The 21005-nt window shown below is 28.6% G+C and carries 18 protein-coding genes and 1 tRNA gene; 4 read left to right on the forward strand and 15 right to left on the reverse strand.

From position 1 onward, the window contains the following. Nucleotides 1-25 precede the first annotated feature (25 nt). The 4 genes from lepA to gpr all read right to left on the reverse strand — a co-directional run bounded on the left by lepA (nucleotide 26) and on the right by gpr (nucleotide 4950). Nucleotides 26-1837 (reverse strand): translation elongation factor 4, encoded by a 1812-nt coding sequence (gene lepA / locus RBU61_RS11180; protein WP_308875499.1) that lies wholly within the window; start codon nucleotides 1835-1837, stop codon nucleotides 26-28. Nucleotides 1838-2228: 391 nt separating this feature from the next. Then, on the reverse strand, nucleotides 2229-2777 hold the full coding sequence (gene lepB / locus RBU61_RS11185; protein ID WP_308875501.1) for a signal peptidase I: 549 nt from the start codon (nucleotides 2775-2777) through the stop codon (nucleotides 2229-2231). A gap of 61 nt (nucleotides 2778-2838) precedes the next feature. Further along, nucleotides 2839-3903, reverse strand: a complete 1065-nt coding sequence (spoIIP, locus tag RBU61_RS11190; protein ID WP_308875503.1) for a stage II sporulation protein P — start codon at nucleotides 3901-3903, stop codon at nucleotides 2839-2841. A 72-nt stretch (nucleotides 3904-3975) separates the two neighbouring features. Then, nucleotides 3976-4950, reverse strand: a complete 975-nt coding sequence (gene gpr, locus RBU61_RS11195) for a GPR endopeptidase (RefSeq protein ID WP_308875504.1) — start codon at nucleotides 4948-4950, stop codon at nucleotides 3976-3978. Between the two features lie 132 nt (nucleotides 4951-5082). Between gpr and rpsT the strand changes: the two genes are divergently transcribed. Beyond that, nucleotides 5083-5346, forward strand: coding sequence for a 30S ribosomal protein S20 (gene rpsT / locus RBU61_RS11200; protein ID WP_308875505.1), 264 nt, complete (start codon nucleotides 5083-5085; stop codon nucleotides 5344-5346). Between the two features lie 36 nt (nucleotides 5347-5382). On the opposite strand, the gene holA is transcribed toward rpsT, so the two are convergent. Together holA and RBU61_RS11210 are read right to left on the reverse strand one after the other, a co-directional pair. After that, nucleotides 5383-6414 carry a DNA polymerase III subunit delta gene (gene holA, locus RBU61_RS11205; RefSeq protein WP_308875507.1) on the reverse strand — a complete coding sequence of 344 codons (1032 nt, stop codon included), beginning with the start codon at nucleotides 6412-6414 and terminating at the stop codon, nucleotides 5383-5385. Next, entirely contained in the window at nucleotides 6404-8836 is a 2433-nt protein-coding gene (locus RBU61_RS11210) for a DNA internalization-related competence protein ComEC/Rec2 (RefSeq protein WP_308875508.1), read from the reverse strand. The genes holA and RBU61_RS11210 overlap by 11 nt, the downstream gene beginning before the upstream one ends. A 208-nt stretch (nucleotides 8837-9044) precedes the next feature. On the opposite strand from RBU61_RS11210, the gene RBU61_RS11215 reads away from it, so the two are divergent. Continuing rightward, the gene (locus tag RBU61_RS11215; RefSeq protein ID WP_308875509.1) at nucleotides 9045-10241 is read left to right on the forward strand and encodes a DHHA1 domain-containing protein; all 1197 of its coding nucleotides are present in this window, start codon (nucleotides 9045-9047) and stop codon (nucleotides 10239-10241) included. Nucleotides 10242-10266: 25 nt separating this feature from the next. Here the strand turns inward: RBU61_RS11215 and RBU61_RS11220 are convergent, their stop codons facing one another. The 3 genes from RBU61_RS11220 to RBU61_RS11230 form a co-directional block, all read right to left on the reverse strand. Continuing rightward, entirely contained in the window at nucleotides 10267-11331 is a 1065-nt protein-coding gene (locus tag RBU61_RS11220; RefSeq protein ID WP_308875511.1) for an ATP-binding protein, read from the reverse strand. A 160-nt stretch (nucleotides 11332-11491) separates the two neighbouring features. After that, entirely contained in the window at nucleotides 11492-12253 is a 762-nt protein-coding gene (locus RBU61_RS11225; protein ID WP_308875513.1) for a hypothetical protein, read from the reverse strand. 628 nt (nucleotides 12254-12881) lie between these two features. After that, complete coding sequence (locus tag RBU61_RS11230) at nucleotides 12882-13355, reverse strand: hypothetical protein (protein ID WP_308875514.1); 474 nt, start codon at nucleotides 13353-13355, stop codon at nucleotides 12882-12884. Between the two features lie 365 nt (nucleotides 13356-13720). On the opposite strand from RBU61_RS11230, the gene RBU61_RS11235 reads away from it, so the two are divergent. Then, on the forward strand, nucleotides 13721-13867 hold the full coding sequence (locus RBU61_RS11235; protein WP_308875516.1) for a hypothetical protein: 147 nt from the start codon (nucleotides 13721-13723) through the stop codon (nucleotides 13865-13867). 208 nt (nucleotides 13868-14075) lie between these two features. Here RBU61_RS11235 and RBU61_RS19580 read toward each other — a convergent pair whose 3' ends face one another. Beyond that, nucleotides 14076-14243, reverse strand: a complete 168-nt coding sequence (locus tag RBU61_RS19580) for an IS3 family transposase (protein WP_374212444.1) — start codon at nucleotides 14241-14243, stop codon at nucleotides 14076-14078. A gap of 424 nt (nucleotides 14244-14667) precedes the next feature. Here RBU61_RS19580 and RBU61_RS11240 point away from each other — a divergent pair, with 424 nt between their 5' ends. Then, complete coding sequence (locus RBU61_RS11240; protein WP_308875518.1) at nucleotides 14668-14871, forward strand: DUF1657 domain-containing protein; 204 nt, start codon at nucleotides 14668-14670, stop codon at nucleotides 14869-14871. A gap of 803 nt (nucleotides 14872-15674) precedes the next feature. Here the strand turns inward: RBU61_RS11240 and RBU61_RS11245 are convergent. From RBU61_RS11245 to selA, 5 genes are all read right to left on the reverse strand, one after another. Continuing rightward, nucleotides 15675-16727, reverse strand: a complete 1053-nt coding sequence (locus RBU61_RS11245) for an acyltransferase family protein (RefSeq protein ID WP_308875519.1) — start codon at nucleotides 16725-16727, stop codon at nucleotides 15675-15677. A gap of 55 nt (nucleotides 16728-16782) precedes the next feature. After that, a tRNA-Sec gene (locus RBU61_RS11250) sits at nucleotides 16783-16879 on the reverse strand. A 60-nt stretch (nucleotides 16880-16939) separates the two neighbouring features. Then, complete coding sequence (locus tag RBU61_RS11255; protein WP_308875520.1) at nucleotides 16940-17635, reverse strand: response regulator transcription factor; 696 nt, start codon at nucleotides 17633-17635, stop codon at nucleotides 16940-16942. A gap of 25 nt (nucleotides 17636-17660) precedes the next feature. Next, nucleotides 17661-19571: a selenocysteine-specific translation elongation factor gene (gene selB / locus RBU61_RS11260; protein WP_308875522.1), complete on the reverse strand. Its 1911-nt coding sequence runs from the start codon at nucleotides 19569-19571 to the stop codon at nucleotides 17661-17663. Nucleotides 19572-19574: 3 nt separating this feature from the next. Next, nucleotides 19575-20996, reverse strand: coding sequence for an L-seryl-tRNA(Sec) selenium transferase (gene selA / locus RBU61_RS11265; protein WP_308875524.1), 1422 nt, complete (start codon nucleotides 20994-20996; stop codon nucleotides 19575-19577). Nucleotides 20997-21005: the final 9 nt, after the last annotated feature.

Genomic DNA, 21005 nt, shown 5'->3' on the forward strand with positions numbered 1-21005 from the left:
GGAACGGCTAAAACCGTTCCATAGATTATTTTTCATCATATTTTAGAACAGTTAAAAATGCTTCCTGTGGAACTTCAACTGAACCAATTTGTCTCATACGTTTCTTACCTTCTTTTTGCTTCTCAAGTAGTTTCTTCTTCCTTGATATATCTCCACCATAACATTTAGCAAGTACGTCTTTTCTAAGGGCTCTTATGGTTTCTCTAGCTATTATTTTAGATCCTATTGTTGCTTGAATAGGTACTGCAAACTGATGTCTTGGTATAACATCTACTAATCGTTCTGCTATATTTCTTCCTCTTTCATATGCCTTTTCTTCGTGAACTATTAAAGAAAATGCATCCACTAATTCTCCATTAATAAGAATATCCATTTTTACAAGCTCAGATTGTTGGTATCCCTTCAGATCATAATCTAGAGACGCATATCCTCTAGTCTTTGATTTAAGAGCATCAAAGAAATCATAGATTACCTCATTTAAAGGTAGTTCATAATGAAGTACAACTCTTTTTTCCTCTAGATATTCCATGTTTAAAAAAGTTCCTCTTTTATTTTGACAAAGTTCCATTATTGCACCTACATAATCTGTAGGAGTCATTATATTAGCAGTTACTATAGGCTCTTCCATATATTCTATTTCTGTTAATGGTGGAAGATTAGATGGATTTTGTATTTCTAACACTTCTCCTGTTGTTTTAGTTATTTTATATATAACAGAAGGAGCTGTAGTTATTATATTTAAGTCAAACTCTCTTTCTAATCTTTCTTGAATTATCTCCATGTGTAAAAGTCCTAAAAATCCACATCTAAATCCAAATCCTAATGCAACTGATGTTTCAGACTCAAAATCTAAAGATGCATCATTTACCTGTAGCTTTTCAAGAGCTTCTCTAACTGTGTTAAAGTCTTCTCCTTCTGCAGGGTAGATTCCGCAATATACCATAGGTATAACCTTTTTATATCCTGGTAATGGTTCTTCAGTTGGATTTTCTGCATCAGTTATAGTATCACCAACTCTAGCATCCTTTACATTTTTTATACTTGCTGTTACGAAACCTACATCTCCAGGTTCTAATTTATCTAAAGTTATATGTCTCGATGTATTTACACCTACTTCTACTACTTCGTAGGATTTTCCTGTTGACATCATCTTTATTTCCATGCCAGGCTTCATAGTACCTTCATATACCCTTATATAACAAATAACACCTTTATAGCTATCGTAATAGGAGTCAAATATTAATGCTTTCAATGGTGCGTTGGGATCTCCCTTTGGTGAAGGTACATATTTTACTATATTTTCTAATACATCTTCAATATTTAATCCTTCTTTAGCCGATATAAGTGGTGCCTCTTCACAATCTATTCCTATAATATCTTCCACTTCTTTTTTTACTTCATCTGGCCTTGCACTTGGCAAGTCTATTTTATTTACAACTGGTAGTATCTCTAGGTCCTGATCTAAGGCTAAATACACATTTGCTAAGGTTTGGGCTTCTATTCCCTGAGTAGCATCAATTACTAGTATGGCCCCTTCACAAGCTGCTAAAGACCTTGAGACTTCATAGGTAAAGTCCACATGGCCAGGGGTATCTATTAAGTTTAATATATATTCTTCTCCATCTTTAGCATTATAAACTAATCTTACAGCTTTTAACTTTATGGTTATACCTCTTTCCCTTTCTAGATCCATATTGTCTAGAACTTGGTTTTGCATTTCCCTTGAAGTCAGCATTCCCGTTTTTTCTATTAATCTATCTGCCAAAGTAGATTTTCCATGGTCTATATGGGCAATAATCGAAAAGTTTCTTATATTTTGTTGTTTCTTTTTTTTCATATTTTTCCTCCTTATGAAGTTCAAGATAACTCTAAACAATTATAGCAAATATTCCCTAGTATGTAAAACTAAAAGACCAGAAACTGGTCTTTTAGTAAATTTAATAAATACTTAAAATCGATTATATAGGATTTCCCAAAAAAATCTAAAGTTTTTGTTTCCATAGAAAACCTTAAGATATTAGGATTTTCTAAACAATTAAGCTCGATAATATTTTGGTTTACTATTCTTATTCCTAATATTAAAAGTATAAGTAAAATAAATATATAAAACTTTTTTACTTTTTGCATACGCCTTTCTTTTTTATACCTTTTATTTCTTTCTAATCTGGTTTCCATATTATCACCCAGATTATAGTATCCATTTTTTGTATATATTATACTACAGTACCTTATTTTATTTTTCCAAATCTAGTATCGATAGGAAAATATCTAAATCCTGTAATTCCTTTTATACTTTTAGTAGATATGCATCCAAAGTAACGACTATCCTTAGATGCTCCCTCATCTCTATTGTCCCCCAATACAAATACTGATCCCTCTGGAACTTCCCAAATATTCTTATCATCATATACGTGGGTATATGCATCACTGCTTATATAGCTTTCTTCCAACATATCCCCATTTACATATACCTCACCATCTTTTATCTCCACTACATCTCCTGCTACCCCTATTACTCTTTTAATATAATCCTTATCTGGTGCATCTGGAGCTTTTAACACGATTACATCGCCTCTTGATGGGCCATGAAAATATAAAGAAACTTTATTAGCAAACAGTCTGTCCTTTTCATGTAATGTAGGGTACATAGAATTACCTAATACATAAGTAGTGTTAAAAATAAATGTCTTAATTAATATAGCAATAACAACAGCAGTCGCAATACTTTTTATCCATTCTATAGTTTCGTTCTTCACTTTTTTATTATTTTCTTCCATTTGTATACCTCCTGATTTCCAATAAAATATATTATATCAGATTTTGAAAATTTAGGAAAGTCTATTCTTCCACTATGCTATTTAAAACTACAGATAGAATATCTCCTATTAATTTAGCACCTTCATTAGCTTCTTCTAGAGTATTAATATTATATCCTACCTCTATTAAGGCAGAGTAATCTGATAGATATTGGTTATATTTACCATATTTCTTTATTATTATACCTTTACATAAACCTGGATATAAATTATCAGATACAGCCTTAACATATTTAGCAAAACTAAGAACTTGTTCTTTATTTTGAGAATCTGGTCCTACAACTAAGGAAAAAGTAGCCACAGATTTTCCATCTATTTCAATTTTAGACTTCTGTCTTATGCTTTCTATATTGGCAACTTTATCTACATCTATGCCATCTCTGTGTACATCTAATAATATTTTCAAATTATCAGATTCCGCTTTTTTACTTTCAATAGTCTTTAAACTTCTAGAATAAGATTGATTATACGATGGAAGATCATGGGATGTTTCTACATGATCTACTTTATGGCCATTAGCTTCTAAAACAGTAGATATTATACTCCCTATTCCCACTATATTATTCTTTTTATCTGTACTACGGTAATTACCAGCTTTAGCTATACTATAACTTTCAGTAGCATGGGTATGGTACATTAAAATATATGGTTTTTCCTTATTAACTTTAACTTTATTTAACATCAAAGGAGCTGGAATGTTTTCTACCATATGTGATCCTGAAGAATCCTTAACTACTATTAATGATTCATATTCATCTAAATTTTCTATAATAGTATCTGCTTCAGTATTATGTTCTTCATTTATATTTTCTATTTCTTCAAATTCAGAAGGCGTATTACCCGTGGCCAAGGAATCTCCATCTTTATTTAATATCTTTGCTATGGGAAATAAGGAGTCTATAGCTTTTTTTATTGGATCAAAGGATATATCGGATATATTCGCTATATTAGGTATCTTTAATTGCCCTTGATTTACATTATCAGGTTTCTTAGATGAATATATATTAATGATTATAGCACCAATATTTAGAGCTATTAAACATGTCAATGCCAAGATAATATAATCTAACTTATTTGTTTTTCTCATATCAACACTCCCTAATATACTTTCAATACAAGCATTATATTCTTAAAGGGAGTCAAATATTCTAAATCTTATTTATCTAATATATCTGTTTACATCCTTTAAGTCTATACCTGGGTGTAATGCCATGTTTAATCCATTGGCAACTATTATAGATAAATCATCGATTACAGAATCAATATCTGTAGGAGTTACTATAACATTTTTCATATAAGGATTTAGTACTTCTTGAATTAAAGAATATTTTTCGTCAGATGATATTTTAGACAATAAGTCATAAAACTCTGAACCTACTTGAGCTTCTTTCTTTAAAGACTCTATTATTAAGTCTAAAGTATCATTTACAATAGTAGCTGCATCTACTACTGTTGGTATTCCTATGGCAATAACTGGTACCCCTAAAGTCTTTTCATTCAGCTCCATTCTATTATTTCCAACTCCTGCTCCTGGATTTATACCTGTGTCAGAAAGTTGTATTGTAGTAGAAACCCTATCCATCTTTCTTGATGCCAGTGCATCTATGGCTACTATTACATCTGGTCTTACTTTTTCCACTACTCCTTTTATTATCTCTCCTGTTTCTATTCCTGTTATACCCATTACTCCAGGAGACAAAGCCGCTACATTAGCCACAGTTTCATCTATTTCCTTATTATAATTAACAAAAAATTGTCTAGTAACTAAAACTCTTTCTACTACTTTTGGTCCCAAGGCATCAGGAGTAATATTCCAATTCCCTAATCCCACAATTAATATTTTAGTATCTTCTTTAGTTTTTGCTATTTTTTTTATTTCCTTTGCTAGTGCCTGTGAAATCTCATCCTTTAAATCTTCATCTGTTTTGTTTAGCTTTGGAACATCTATTGTTATATAAGTCCCTATGGGTTTTTTTATATTTAAACTACCCTCTTTGTTTAAAACCTTTATTCTTGTCACTGTATAGGAATTATTTTCTTCCTTCTCTATGTCAATTCCTTCAGAATGACTTTTATCTCCTTGTTTATACAACTCCCTATTTTCCACTGCTAAATCAGTTCTAATCTGAAACAATTTTATTCTCCTCCTAATAACATTATTTTTTATCTTATTTTATATTTTTGTCCATTATAATGTTAAATATCCTTGCAATTTATAGTTCTTCGTGATAAAATATTTTTTGTTAGATATGAGGAGGTGAAACTATTGGCAAATATTAAATCTGCTAAAAAAAGAATTCTTATTACGGAAAAAAGAACAGCTATGAATAAAGCTAGAAAATCTGAAATTAAAACATATATTAAAAAATTTGATACAGCTATTGATAATGGTAATTTTGATGAAGCAAAAACATTGCTTAAGGCTATTGATAAAAAATTAAAGAAAGCTGTTCATAAGAACGTAGTTCATTTGAATAGTGCATCTAGAAAAGTTAGTCGCTTAACGAAGAAATTAAATAGTGCAATGTAGATAAAACTTCGGGAAGCCGAAGTTTTTTTCATTGCACTATATTCCATAGGATAAATTAACAATAAGCATTTCAAGGGCTAGCTTTTCATCGTGAGAACTAGTCTTTTGTTTTATATCTAATTCTAATATATAGTTTAGAGCTCTATTTAACTGTACTTCAGTAAAATTATTAGATTCTTTTCCTATTTTTTTTAGCTCAAAAGGTTTAATCCCTAGTTTGTCTCCAATTTCCCCATCGGTATATCCTTTTTCTTTATATAGTTTATATCCTAAAGTTAATCTCAATTGTCTAATAATCATAGATAAGATTTTTTGAACTGGTTCACCTGCTATATACATTTCATTGAAAATCTTTAAGGCTTCTTCACTATCTCTTTTATTTATACTTCCTAATAAATTGAATATATTTGTATCTAAAGTTTTAGTTAGTACCAAATCTATATCTTCTTTACTCACTTCATTATTAGATGTATAATCTACTACTTTTGTTAACTCATTTTCTAAATCATAAAGAGTCTTTATGCTATTATAATCACTATAGCTTGATTGTCCTATAAAATAGCTTATATTTGAAGCAGATATTTTTTTGTTATTCTTTTTAAATTTATTCTCTACCCATGTATTTAATTCTCTGCCCTTTAAACTATTAAATTCAACTACACCGCCTAATTTGTTAATCGTCTTATATAATTTAGTAGTTTTCTTAAAGTTGTTAGACCTGTCCATTATGATTAGACAAAGATAAGAATCCAAGTTTTCAACATATGAGCTTAGTGTCTTATCTAATTCGTTTAAATTACTTTCCATGATTTCGCTAATATCTTTTATAACTACTAATTTCTTTTCTGACATGAATGGAAGAGTCTCGCAGGCATTTAATATATCATCAAAACTCTTTTCTTTTCCATCTATAATTATATAATTCAAAGCTTCAAAGGACTTATCAATATATTTATCTTTTAAAGCTTCCACAGCATCCTTCATAAGGTATTCTTCATTTCCACTAAGGAAATATACAGGAAGAATATTATCTTTCTTTATACAGCTCATAAATTCATTATAATTCATTGGTTTTTAACTCTCCTTCTAAATATAAATAAAACTTTATTACAATGTAAGATAGTAAATAATATATTATATAAAAAATAATATAGAAAAGATTTTTATTTATAAAATGCATCAAATCTAGTTTTTCTTTTATAAAAGGTTCTACTTTTATATCCCCTTTATTTAAGACTACCTTAATCCTTCCCATAGTATCAGTTCTATATATTTCAGTACCATAATTCATATATCTATCTAATACTTCTTCTCTTGGATGATTATAGAAATTGTTCCTTCCTACAGAAATAATAGCTGTAGCAGGCCGTATCATATCTAAAAGTTCCTTTGTTGAAGAAGTATTACTTCCATGATGGGGAACTTTTATTATATCTATATTTTCTTTTATTTTAGAAGCTAGTTCTAATTCTACTTCCTTTTCCATATCACCAGTGAAAAGTATATTTTTATTATAATTAGAAAGTATAAACACTAAGGATTTATTATTTTCAGTAAATCCGCTTCTAATTATATTTTCGTTGGGGCTTAAGACCTTTATATATGTATTTTCGTCTAAGTAAATCAAATCATTTTCTTTAAGAATTTTTATTGGCACATCTTTATTCTTAATCTCATTATATATCTTATTTGTACCATCTTCATGGGATACAAGGATATTTTTTATTTCAATATTCTCCATTAGTAAAGGTAAAGATTTAGAATGATCTTCATCAAAATGCGTTATGAAAACTCCCTTAATCTTATTTACTCCCATTTTTTCCAGGTATGGTAAGGTAATATTTTTCCCTATATCAAAGGAATCCATTATATTACCACCTGTATCTACTAAATAATTATCTCTATTAGTTTGAATAAGGATCCCGTCCCCTTGTCCAACATCTATAAAATGAATATGAATAGATTTATCATTTAATAATATTAAAAAATTAAATAATAAAAAACTTATAGAATAATATAAAATAACCTTTTTTAACTTTAAATCTATTTTATCTACTTTAATTGTATCAAATAATATAAATGTAAAGACATAATATAAAATAAATTCAGCTATACTTGGTGAGTAATACTTCATTCTTCCAAAGGGCAGCCTGTAAATTATATCTACTAATTTAAATTGTATAGATAAAATTGTATCCAGTACCTTTCCTAAAGCTGAAATAAAAATTCTTGAAAGATAAGATAACCCTATTATAATTCCTCCTACAATCAAGGAGAAAGATAATATAGGTGCAATAATTAAATTAGCTAATATGCTTATAATAGATATTTTATTGAAATAGTAAACTTGTACTGGTAGTAGTCCCATTTGAACAGCTAATAATCCTGATAATGTGTCAGTTAATTTATTTTTATATAAATAAAATATATCTTTAATTTTAGGTGTAAAATAAATTATAGAAAAACTCGCTATAAAAGAAAGTTGAAATCCAAGGTTAAATATCCACATTGGGTTTATAATAAGCAAAATAAACATGGCAAAAAATAAGCTATTAATAGTATCATAAGGTTCAGCCATTATTTGCCCAATAAGTATTATACTAAACATTATATTTGCCCTAAGTAAAGATGGAGGAAAACCTATAAGGTATCCGTAGAACCAAATAATCATTAAAGTTATACCTATATTCGCTCTTCTTTTTATACCTAAGCGAGACAAGATATAGAGTAAAAAACCAGCTATTATTCCTATATGTAATCCTGATACTGCTAATATATGAGCAAGTCCTAGATCTCTATATTTAGATATATTTTCTTCATCTAAATAAGAATATTCACCAAGAACTATACTCTTCATTAGAGAGCTATTTTCTTCATTTAAATTATAATCAAATATATATTCTATTCTTTTTCTAAACTTAGATTTTAGCCTATACTTTAATGATATATTTTTTCTTTCTATTTCCAATATGGAATAATCATTAATATTTACTGTAGTATAGATTTTATTTGATAGCAAGTTTCTTTTATAGTTGAAAAGTATAGGATTAGTATTTTCTAAAGGTATATTTATTTTTCCATTAAATATTATTTCATCACCTAAATAAACTTGATTATCGCCTCTTATTTTCAGCATTATTTTCTCTTTTATATTAGAATCTTCAAATTTATTAATTTTAATTATATATTTCCCTTCCCCTTCTTCTTTCCAAACCACCTCATCTACTACTCCCTTTAATAAAAAACTTTCTCCTGCCCTTGTCACCAAAAGACTATTATTTAAATTATAAATAGATAAAATCATTCCAAATAAAAATAATATAAATAAGAGGATTAAGGTATTAGATTTATCTTTAAAAAGGTTTAAGATATACAAACATAGAGTAAAGGAAATCAATATAAAAACTGTAATAAGTTTTATCTCAAAGTAATATGAGAAAACTATTCCCAATATAAATGGAATTGTTATAAAAACAAAAGGCCTTTTCATAAAAACCTCCAGCTTATTTTTTTCTATTCATCCTATTTAAACTCCAAATTATAAGTATTATTCCTAGGAGAACTAACATACTACCATCTGGCATAATATCACTCCAATTCTTTTATATGATTATAACATAATAAACTAATATTTTATTATGATTTTAAAACTTTTATGTTATTATAATATATATAATGCTGAAAGGAATGATTATTAAGTGACTTATAAACTTTATTTAGATAATCCTTATTTAAGAGAAATAGACGCCAGAATAGTTGACAAAACTTATAAAGACGGTAAATATTATATAAAGCTTAACAGAACTATTTTTTATCCTCACCTATCTGGCGGTCAGCCAGGAGATAAAGGGACTATAAATGGTATCAATGTAATTGAGGTATATGAGGATAATTTAGATATAATCCATGTAACTAAGGACAATATTCATAGTGATAAGGTAATGCTTGCCATAGATTGGGAAAATAGACTAGATAATATGCAGCAACATACAGGCCAACACCTTCTATCTGCTGCCTTTTATAAATTATATAATGGAGAAACTATAGGATTTCACATAGGACAAGATTATGTATATATAGATGTTACTTTACCTGAGTTAACAGACTATGAGGCAGAAAAAATTGAAATTTATACAAACAGGGTAATAGCATCAAATTTTGAAATTAAATCCTACTACATAGAAAAAAATGATATAGAAAAGATTCCAGTAAGAAAGCAGCCTACTGTAAACTCTAATATTCGTATTGTTGAGATTGATAATATCGACTTTTCTCCTTGTGCAGGTACTCATCTAAGAAGTACTGGAGAAATAGGAATTATTAAAATAAGGAAATGGGAAAAATATAAAGGAAATATAAGAATTGAATTTATATGTGGCAATAGAGCCTTATATGATTATAGATGGAAAAATAAAATGATAAATGATATTGGAATACTTTTATCTTCTAAAGACTTAGATGTATTGGAAAAGATAAAAATATTGTATACTCAGAAAGAAGAGTTAGAAAAGAGTAATAAATCATTACGTGAAGAACTTTATATCTATAAAGGTGAAGATCTATTAAGACATTCTATTACAATAAATAATACTTCTTTTATTTCTAAAGTATTTGATAATATGGATCTCAAGGAAATTAACTTTATATCTAATTACTTGAATAATTCCAATACAATCGTTCAGCTTTATGGCTCTACCTATGAAGATAAGGGGCAGTTTCTAATAAGTGTCTCTAAGGACTTAGATATAAATCTTAAAAATATACTAAAAGAAGTATCTGAGGAGTTTGATATAAAAGGTGGAGGAAGTCCTCAAACAGTTCAAGGTGGCTGTTCTATTGAAAGCTTGGAGAAATTACTTAATAGCTTCTTTCTTAAAATCAAAGCATTGTTATAATAATAAGGATGGCAAAATGCCATCCTTATTTTATATAAGTCAATATTTCATTATATATCTCTTCTTTGATTTTATTTACACAGCTAAAATCCACTGATGGCCTGTAAGATTTTTCTAGTATAAAATGATTTTCCTTAGCACCATTTAGGTCTATAACTCCTTTTTCTACTAGTAGATTAAACATATTCATATCTTCTTTATTTATATTATTACTGTCTAGATATTTATTCAGATCGATTATTGCCTTCCCTTTAACTTCTCCATGTTTATTAGATGTTATTATAGTATCTAATTCTTTAATATATAGACTTTCTATTTTCTCTGGTATTAAAGCATTATGATGTATCTCCACTTCATAATTTCTTATTCTACTTTCCACTAAGAGTCTATCTAACAACATAGATCTTCCTGTTCCTATTTCTCCATTTATATAATATATATCTGGTATCCACCTTAATATGGTATCTGTATAATCTACAAATCCTTCTGGCGTATAAGCAGTGGAAAACAGATGTCTTTCCTTAAATCCATTTGAGCTTATTGCCATAGGCTCTTTACTAAATACTGATTCTATTAAATTTATGGTTTCGTTATTTAATCCCTTTATATCTATCATTCTTTTATTATCATCTACTATTCCCTCGTAAATCACCTTTGCAGCTTTGAAATAATTAAAGGCTCTCTTATATGCTATTTTATTGTTCTTTTTAGCTTTTACTATATCTTCCTTTTTCCCCACAATTTTATCCTTATCTATAAATTGTGCTAAATCTATTATTTTATCTGTTATTCCTGGATAAGTTGGATCTATATTATGGGGTGCAGTTCCATCTAATAAGCATATCTTTAATTCCTCTATAACTATGGCATCAACTGAACTTGGATCTGATGGACAATGATGATATTCAATGCTATACCCTTTTTCAATCATTTTATCTGCCATATCTTTCATTAAAGATGATTTTCCTCCACCTGGCATTCCTTTAAATATATATAATTGTTTTCTATCTTCGGATATTATATTATCATGAAAGGAGCAGAATCCATTAGCCGTATTCCCTCCTGGAAAAATCCTTCTAATTCTAGACATATTATCCCTCCCTATTTAGTTTTCCTATATGTATATAATATATTCCGAATAAGCTTTATTGTGATAAGGATTGTTCTTCATCTGTTTAAAGATATTTGCTGTTACCTAGTGTCCCTTATGAAGCTTCATAGGAAAATAAAAATTTATCTTTTCCCCATATTTACAACATTTGACTTCTAATTTCTTCTTCATTTTCAATCATAAACTTATAACTCTTATCCATAAATTTATCTATGGAATTATTTATATATATTTCATCTAGATAATCATATAATGATCTGCCAGCAATAATCATATTATAAAAATAGGGATACGCATTTCCACTTTGATGATAAGGATTGATTCTATTAAGCTCCTTATCACTTAAAATTTGTTCTACTACGGCTTCACTTAAAATCCAAATTAGACTGGGAGCTTCATATTGTTCATATGAACCCTTATACCTTTGATTCCATAAATGAAACCATAGATAATGAGCAATCTCATGTAGTGCAGATCCTATTGATCCTTCATCGCTATTCATATAGAATACGTCAAAAATATTCTTCTTTAAATATCTAGGACTGATGGGATTCAATGTTATATTACATACTAGATCATTAAAAATCTCGCCAGTATCAAATTCAAATATTGAAGAAAAACTTTCATTAATTAGTTTCTCGTGACAATTCCAATGTTCTTGATATGATATAACTTTATTTTGTATTTCTTTTTCTCTTGATTCATACAATTTAGCAACTGTTCCCGAAATCTCTTTAACAATATATTTATTATCATTACCCTTGTCAAACACCCCCTTAAATTTTATCAATTCAGGAAGGAAATAAAAGATAGGCTCACTCCAAAATTCCCTCTGTTTTATAAACTCTGCAATTGATTCCGCAGAATATTTATATCCAGGATCTTTATATAATAACTTCATCCTAATTTCCTCCTTCAAATTTTGATTTATCCATCATTAATAGATAGTAGCCAATTCCCGTAATTATGCTCATATTTAATTAAATAAATAATTTCTCTTTTCTATTTCTTTATCACAATAGGATATTATAAGATTATATACTTTATATCCGTTATGGAACTATTATATGTCCTTCTTAAGATCAAATATATAAAGTTGTAAAGTAATTTTAGCCAATAAAAAAAGATTCTAGAATTCTATAAGCTGATAATTGCAAAGGCGGGGATATGTGAGAATCGAACTCACCTAAGAAGCTACTAACCCCTCACGCTCGCTTTGAAGTTCTGCAAGGTTGTATTTATCAATATTGATGATGTTTGCAAAATGTTAGCAGAATGTTTGCAAAATGTTAGCAGAATGTTTGCAATGTAAAAGATAATCTTCTGCCTTTTTTCTATCTAAATATCAAAAGACCAGAAAATTAATTGTCTGGTCTAAGAATTCTTAATGCTCTAGGAAGGTTTTCTTTTCTCTCAATAAATCCTTTTAATTTCTAAATCTCTCCTATATCGCCTTAATCTTTCCTGTTGTTGTACTAGAATCTTATGTAAACTTCGAGCCGAAATAATGCCGAAGGTGGCTCCACCTCTTATTGACCATTTAATTCTTTAGTTAATTTCTCTATTGCAGACAATACTTCTTTAACATTTTCTTCGTTATTCATATTATTTCTTGAATGAAGGAGAACAGGTCTTACGGATTCAATGGAACGGCCGAACTCATACATCCATTCATAACGCGGAACCATCCAAGTATGGAAATGGTGTGTTGTATCTTCATTATAAAAATAATACACATACTCAATACCCAATACCTTTCTTTGAGCATTCCTGATTTTTGATAACAGATTTATATAATCTAGCTTTTCTGCTTCAGTTAATTCATCGAAACATCTAATATGTCGTTTTGATGCTAAAATTATTAGTCCTTTTATTGGATACGCAACGTCTTGATGAGCGTGAAAGTATTCTGTTTCTATTACAACACCAGCATCAGGTTCAATCAATCCACTTGTCAATGCACAGCTCAAACATTCAACTTCTACAATTTGCCCATTTGGCAATGTAATTTTTCTCACAATTATTCCTCCCTTCAAGTCAGGAGCATTATAATATATCCATTGACGTACCGTCAATATTTTTTGTTAATTTTATTCGAATTATTTTCGTTGAAATTACAACATTTGTAGCTATATTATATAAATATTTTAAAATTATTTTTAGGTATAAAAAAGACCAGGAAGTTAATCCTGATCAGTTCCTCTTTACGAATACAATATGAATATTTATGTAATCGACTCATACAATAGTAGTGAAAGCATGTTTTATCTATTTATAATACCAATCTAGTATTATCATCTTTTCTACCTATCTTTTATAGTTACAAATTCAAATTTCATCCCTGAAGTTGTATGTAGGAGGTGAGAAAATGATATCTTATGAAACCCTATTTAAATCCTTGACAGCATTACTTAATTTTGCAATCAGCATAATAACACTTCAATCTAATATAAAAAATAAAAAGAACTCCCCCGGCAAAGAAGAGTTCCCACAACAAAAAGATACAAACCTATAGGGGGGGCTGGCACCTCCCCTATATTTCTTCTCTCTATTTAGTATATAGTCATATTGCAAATATATTACAAAATTATTATTAATTTTATTGTAGAAAAGTTAAATTTTGTTGCCTACAAAGAATAAAAAGACCCTAGATTACTGATATGATACTTCCAAAGTAGACAGATAATTTAATTAAAATATTATGCCCATATGGATGCATGGTTTCAATATTCTAAAGGAGCGATGCATCTTAGTCTTTTTTGAAATCTTTTTTCATTGTAAAATTTAATATATTCAACTATTTTGCCTCTTAATTCTTCAAGTGTTTTAAACTTTTTTCCATAATATATTTCAGTTTTTAAAGTACAAAAAAAATACTTTAATATTATCAAATTAACAATCTATTTAAGTCTTCTATGTCTACGTATTTGAATGTCTCTAACTTTAATGTTCTTCTCCTAAGATAAATTAATGTGTTATGCAGTTCTAATAAATCTCCATACCATTTCATATCATTTTCATCCTCTTCAATAGGTAATGCTTTATTAATAATAGCTTGTTTTATTTTATATAACTTTTCATCTATTTTTTCTTGAGTCTCTATCCTCAGCTGTTTTCATTTTTAATCATTCAATTCTCTTTATAAGCATTAACTTCTTATATGAAAATATCTCATTAAACTCCCTTCTTTTATAATTTTATTTTATAATTATTAAAATCTCACATGGAAACCTTTACCGTGTCTACTAATGCAATATTATCGAATTTTAAACTTAGATTTTGGGAATCCTAAGTTGGGAAAGTGAGGTGATAAAAATGACAGTACAAAGTGATATTAAACAAGCAATAGCAGCATGCCAATCAGCTGTAGGATGTTATGCTACTATGGCACAAGCAACTGAAGATCAACAAGCAAAACAAACGTTTGAAAAAATGACCTCCGAAGTAAACAGTCACCTTCAATATTTAGAAGGTAGGTTAGACTATCTAAGCCAACATAATGAACTTAATCAAAAATAATCAACCCACAACAACATAAAAATAAAAGCAGCCAATAAAAGGACTTTTGTATCTTATTCTTGGCTGTTTTTATATAACCCTACAAAACAATCTGTTTTTATCCCAACCTAGTTTGTCTAATCCTTTTGTCCTGTCTTTTAAAACTATCATGCTGCATACATTCCTTTATAGAATCATAAGTACCTACCAGTTTTATAGCTGTAATTGCTTTATTCAAATCACTTCTATATTTATTTAATTCTATTTATAAATCCTGCATATCCTCCCTCCCCAAAAAGAAAAACCCAAGGATTTTATTTTCCCTGGGCTTCTAGAGCCTCTATCTATGATTTAATAATTACGCCATCAATAAAGATACTGTAAAATTCTTTTTTGAATACTATGGTAAATAAATTTTCACTTTATTTTCTTAAGGAGATCTCTATTATTTTTGACTCTATTTTTTTTGACTCTATTTTTTTGGGTTTCAAATTTCCCTTATCTTAAAGAAGAAGGTATCGAAAGATACATCAAACTGCAAACCCATGAAAAAATAGAAAACAAGAGTCTACAAAAATAACATAGGGCGCCTCAATACAGACAGAAGGACATTTTGGGGATATCAATAATTTGTTGTACCCAAAAACAAAATACCAAATACAAGAAAAGAACCCAGCAAGATTAAAAGACTTTTTCAAAGTCTAGAACCTGAAGGATTCTCTTAATTTTTTAGTTCATGAAGCTAAAATCAGTTATGAAACAGCTCCTTAGTTTAATCTCTTCCTTTTATTTAAATCCATTTGATATAAATACTTCATATACTTCTAAGTAGCTGTTTGAGATGTCTTCAATAAGATTCTATTATAAAGTTTTCTAGTTGCCATGTCAAAAACATGAGAAATTACTATAGTAACCAATAAACATAATACTAAATATAGATAAGTATTATTAGAGATTATATTGCTTTTTTTAAATATCATCATAGGAATTCTTTGCAGGATATATATACTAAATACATGCTTCCCAATCCAATCTAATATAAAATTATTAAACGAAACTTTCATAGTAACTAAAATAACTAAACAAACAAATAGTAATGACTTTATTTGATAATTTATCACTTTATTACTAAATAAATATGTAAATCCAAATAAAGTTAATGATATTATTAACGATAGTAAATAACTAGTATTATTTGCTAATACTATATTTTCTATCTTCTCTCTATAAAGTGAAAACCACATTCCTGCTACATAACAGAAAATTGTATTATATGAGTAAGATGGCTTAAAATTACTCACAACCAAAACATAAATACCAGAGAGAACAGTAACACAACTTATCGCCATAAAATATTTATTCTTAAATATTTTAAAAGAAATAAATGTAAATAAATAAGTTAATAATACTGCAAATATATACCAATTACTGTTACCCACAGATGTCCAACCTATAAACGACAAAACAATAGTTTTAATATCATATTTATATCCAAGTATAAAACGTACAATTAAAAATAATAATACAGCTATGTCAAAATCAAATAACACTCTTAAAATACGTTTCTTAGGAATCTCATTGACATATTTCATTTTTTTCTTTTTTATAGACTCTAATATTCCATAACCAGAATAAAAAAGAAACATAGTTACTATTAGTTGTCCTAAAAAACTACGTATTGCTAAATATGGCATATCAAAAGGACTATTCAATTCTACATACTGAACAAAATGACTTAAAAATACAAGTAAAACAAATATTCCTTTTATCGATGTGGTTTTTTCAACTGACATATAGTCTAAATGATAATTATCTATTGTTGAATATTTCATTTTATAAGCACAAATCCCTAATATAATAAATAATAAAAATATCATAAAAAATCCCCCATATTATTAAATAAAAAAAGCCACATAAGTGGCTAATTTACTATGGCGGGAGTATGTGAGAATCGAACTCACCCAAGAGAATCCTATTCCCTCGCGCTGGTTTTGAAGACCAGAGAGCCCACCAGGACTCATCTACCCCCATACTGACAACAGAATACATTATATTATATTTTTCGACAAATTTCAAGTTCTTTTTGAAATTATATTTTAGAATTATTAAAATAATAGCCTACTCCCCATTTTGTCATAATATATTTAGCATCAGATGAGTCTTTTTCTATCTTTTCTCTTATTCTTCTTATATGGACATCCACCGTTCTTAAATCTCCATAGTAAGCATATCCCCATACTAACTCTAACAACTCTTCTCGTTTAAATACTTTACTTGGATTTGAAATAAGTACATAAAATAAATCAAACTCTTTTCCAGTTAAGTTTATATTCTCACCCTTTATACTTACCTTTCTACCCAATGTATTTATTGTGAAACCTTGTACTTGTATTGTTTGGCTATCAAATCCTAAAGCCTTATAATTTACTCTTCTAAGTATTGCCTTAATTCTTGCCTTTAATTCAAGATCGTTAAAAGGTTTAACAAGATAATCATCTACACCATATTCAAAAGCCAATAGCTTACTAATATCTTCATCTTTTTCAGTTATTACTATTATTGGTACTTGAGAAGAGTTTCTAATGGTCTGACATAAAGTCAAACCATTAGAGTCTGGTAAAATTAAATCAAGTAATATTAGATTATAGTTGTTTTGATTAATCTTTTCCAAAATATCTTTAGTATTATACATTGTATCTACAATATATTCATCTTGTTCTAAACTATATTTTAGCCCTTTTACAAAAATCTTATCTTTATCTAATATTAGTATTTTTGTCTCCATCTCTTCACCCCTGTATTAACATTAATCATTCATTTAAAGTTCTACTATCTTTTTCTCGTTTCGTTATTTTGATTTGATCAAAGTATTCAAGAAGTGCAAGAGCCACTTTTCTATTTGTATTTAATAAATCTCTATAATCTCCTATTGAAATACTTCCTTTGTCTATTAAATATTCTTTTAACTTATTAAGTGCTATATCATAAGCATTTTTAGATAAATATACTTCTTCATTTAGTTTTATAATATCTCCATTATTTACAAGAGAAATAAACACTTCTTCTATTTCATCTTTTTTAGCTCCTATTATAGATTCTAAGTCTTCTCTCCTTGGTGGTTGATATGGATTTTTGTTTAAAGTATTTAAAATATCTTCTTTAATCTTTAATTGAGTTTCGTTAAATTTTATTTCAAACCCTTTAATAGAAATATTTTCCATCTTCTGCTCTAAATATTCCTTTTGAATTAATAGTTCTATGAAAGTTTCAGCAACTCTTGGCTTTGCATTTTTAAGGAATTTACTTTTTACTTCTTCTTTTTGCATTCCTGATCTCAAAGGATATTTTGTATGGAATTTATTTAACTCTTCTAATATTTCATCTTTAATTTTATTAAAGTAATTTATATGGATAATATGCAAATCCTTAGTTAAAGAAAATAATACAAGTTTATTTTCTCCTATAAGTTTATTTACTTCATTTTTCACATTTTCTTCTAGCATTGCTGTATAAACTGCTATTTCTTTTGTTGTAGGGAATTCCTTAGATTTTTCTTCAATTATATTTTCTATAATATCAGTAGATGAGCCCATCTCCTTGATTTCAAGTTCCTTTATGGCTTTATCATCAAAACGTTTTTTCTTCTTAGGGTTAGGCTCTAGGATTTCTCCACCGCCAATTGTAAACATAGGAGAATAAAATCTAATAATAAACTTGTCTCCCCTTTTAGCTACAACTTCTTCTTCTAATCTAAGTTGTGCATAGGCCTCCTCTCCTGGACCTATTTCCTCTCTATCTAACAAAACAATACGACATAAAACCTCTTTCGTACCTATATATAATCTAAGTCTAGTTCTATTATCAATATATCTATCAATACTTTTTAATAGCTTAATTTTTACATCAAGCATCATAGAATCTGCCATAGAATCAACTGGAGCTATGGTATTTCCCCTATCCACGTCTTCCTTTTTTAACCCTGCTAGATTAACTGCAACTCTTTGACCACCATAGGCTATATCAGCATCTTTATCATGAACTTGCAGAGTTCTTATTCTAGCTTTTTTATTTCCTGGAAATACTTGTACTTCATCACCTATTTTTAATTTTCCAGATAGTAATGTACCTGTGACTACAGTACCAAATCCAGATATCGAAAATACTCTATCTACTGGAAGTCTAGGCATATCATCTATATCTTTATCTTCTAGCTCAGCTGTATACTCATCTATTAAATTTATAATACTATCTATACCCATTTTAGTAGCAGATGAAGCCCTAATGACAGGTGAGTTTTCTAGAAATGTTCCTATTACTTCTTCTTTTACTTCTTCTTCAACCATATCTATCCATTCATCATCTACTAGGTCAGATTTTGTAAGAACTATAAAACCTTTTTTTATTCCAAGAAGATCTAAAATATGAAGATGTTCTAATGTCTGAGGCATTATGCCTTCATCTGCTGACACCACTAATATAACAATATCTATACCTATAACTCCTGCCAACATATTTTTAATAAACTTTTCATGCCCCGGTACATCTATTATTCCCGCTCTTTGACCTGATGGCAAGTCAAAATAAGTAAATCCCAATTCTATAGATATTCCTCTTTCTTGTTCTTCTTTTAATCTATCTGTATTTCTTCCTGTAATAGCTCGAATTAAAGTTGTTTTTCCATGGTCTATATGGCCTGCTGTTCCTATAATTACATGTTTCATCTATTAAACTCCTTTAACTTTATTAAAAGCAAAATTTATTCCTTCTGCTACAATATCGAATTCTTCTTCTTTAATTGTTCTTAAATCTATATATACCCTATCTTTATATAATCTAGTAATAATAGGTACATGGAATCTTCTTAAATTATTTTCAAATTCTTGAGTACTTAAATTATCTAAAGTAAGAACTATACATTTTGTGGGGAGTTTTTCTAGAGGTAAAGACCCTCCGCCTACTTCAGAATAGTTATTTTCTATATCTATTTTTAATAAATCATGAGAAATCTTTGTCTCTATTCTTGATTTAAGTTCTAAAGCCCTTTTCTCTATTTCTTCTAATGGTTGCGTCAACATATATAAGGTAGGAATTTCTTTAACTGCTACAGATTCCTCAAGATAATATCTTAATGTGGCTTCAAGAGCTGATATAGTAAATTTATCTACTCTAAATGCTCTGGTCAATGGATTTTTTTTCATAGCATCGATATATTCTTTCTTTCCTACTATAACCCCTACTTGAGGTCCCCCTAAAAGTTTGTCTCCACTGAAAGTAACTATATCTACACCTTTTTTCAAGGATTCTTGAACTGTTGGTTCATATTCTATTCCATATTTAGATAAGTCTACAAGAACTCCACTGCCTAAATCTTCTATCAGGGGTATATTATATTTTTCCTTTAATGAATATAATTCTTCAGAGTCAACATTTGATGTAAATCCTAATATTCTATAATTACTAGTATGAACCTTAAGTAATGCTCCAGTTTCTTCATTTATTGCATTTTCAAAATCCCATAAATGAGTCTTATTTGTTGTGCCAACAGCAACTAAGTTTGCCCCGCTTTGCTCCATTACGTCAGGAATTCTAAAGGATCCACCTATTTCTACTAGTTCTCCACGAGAAACTATTACTTCTTTATTTTTAGCCATTGAGCTTAATACAAGGATTACTGCTGCTGCATTATTGTTTACAACCATAGCGGCCTCTCCGCCAGTTATTTCAGTTATTATTTCTTCTAAATGGCTATATCTTGATCCTCTTCCTCCATTCTCCAAATCAAACTCTAAGTTTGAATAATTAATGGCTATTTCTTTAATATTGTCCATAATCTTTTCATTGATTAAGGAACGTCCTAAATTAGTATGAATTACAACTCCTGTGGCATTTACCACTCTTTTCAATTTATATGCATTTTTTTCTTCTGCTCTTTTTTTAATCTTAATATGAATATCTTCTATATTCTTTACTATTTCTTCTTCTGAAATCTCTTTTCCTTTAATCTTAGTTCTAATTTCTTCTATTTCTGCTCTTATACTGTCTAATACTATTTTTCTTGGTATATGTTTCAAAAGTTGTTTTGTGGAATCCTTATCTAGTATTTCATCTACTTTAGGTATTAAAGTAAAAATATTTTTTCCTGACATATAATCCCT

The organism is Tissierella sp. MB52-C2, from assembly GCF_030931715.1.
Classification (GTDB): Bacteria; Bacillota; Clostridia; order Tissierellales; family Tissierellaceae; genus Tissierella.

Bases quoted from the DNA above. Each gene is read 5' to 3' on its own strand.
- lepA (WP_308875499.1), bottom strand. From the start codon at position 1,837: ATGAAAAAAAAGAAACAACAAAATATAAGAAACTTTTCGATTATTGCC.
- RBU61_RS11255 (WP_308875520.1), bottom strand. From the start codon at position 17,635: ATGGAGACAAAAATACTAATATTAGATAAAGATAAGATTTTTGTAAAA.
- lepB (WP_308875501.1), bottom strand. From the start codon at position 2,777: ATGGAAGAAAATAATAAAAAAGTGAAGAACGAAACTATAGAATGGATA.
- RBU61_RS11245 (WP_308875519.1), bottom strand. From the start codon at position 16,727: ATGATATTTTTATTATTTATTATATTAGGGATTTGTGCTTATAAAATG.
- selA (WP_308875524.1), bottom strand. From the start codon at position 20,996: ATGTCAGGAAAAAATATTTTTACTTTAATACCTAAAGTAGATGAAATA.
- holA (WP_308875507.1), bottom strand. From the start codon at position 6,414: ATGAATTATAATGAATTTATGAGCTGTATAAAGAAAGATAATATTCTT.
- selB (WP_308875522.1), bottom strand. From the start codon at position 19,571: ATGAAACATGTAATTATAGGAACAGCAGGCCATATAGACCATGGAAAA.
- spoIIP (WP_308875503.1), bottom strand. From the start codon at position 3,903: ATGAGAAAAACAAATAAGTTAGATTATATTATCTTGGCATTGACATGT.
- RBU61_RS11225 (WP_308875513.1), bottom strand. From the start codon at position 12,253: ATGAAGTTATTATATAAAGATCCTGGATATAAATATTCTGCGGAATCA.
- RBU61_RS11235 (WP_308875516.1), top strand. From the start codon at position 13,721: ATGATATCTTATGAAACCCTATTTAAATCCTTGACAGCATTACTTAAT.
- RBU61_RS11210 (WP_308875508.1), bottom strand. From the start codon at position 8,836: ATGAAAAGGCCTTTTGTTTTTATAACAATTCCATTTATATTGGGAATA.
- RBU61_RS11220 (WP_308875511.1), bottom strand. From the start codon at position 11,331: ATGTCTAGAATTAGAAGGATTTTTCCAGGAGGGAATACGGCTAATGGA.
- RBU61_RS11240 (WP_308875518.1), top strand. From the start codon at position 14,668: ATGACAGTACAAAGTGATATTAAACAAGCAATAGCAGCATGCCAATCA.